General features: G+C 36.1%; 1 protein-coding gene. It reads left to right on the forward strand.

Features of this window, described 5'->3' with window-relative positions:
• On the forward strand, nt 1–230 hold a 230-nt coding region (locus AB5M32_RS13725), incomplete at both ends, for a recombinase RecT (RefSeq protein ID WP_368024536.1).

The following is a 230-nucleotide window of genomic DNA, read 5'->3' on the forward strand; positions in this document are numbered from 1 at the left end:
TATGCCTATATTGTTCCATTTAATCGGAAAGAAAAGGTAGGAAAAGATTGGATTACGCATAACGAAGCCCAATTCATCCTAGGATACAAAGGCTATATTCAGTTAGCACAACGTTCTGGACAATACAAAGCACTTAATGCAATAGAAATTTATGAAGGGCAATTAATTGAATGGAATCCTCTGACAGAAGAGTTTCAGTTTGACTACAATGCGAAACAATCTGATCGAGT

It is taken from the genome of Enterococcus sp. C57 (assembly GCF_040887305.1).
Lineage (GTDB): Bacteria > Bacillota > Bacilli > Lactobacillales > Enterococcaceae > Enterococcus_B > Enterococcus_B hirae.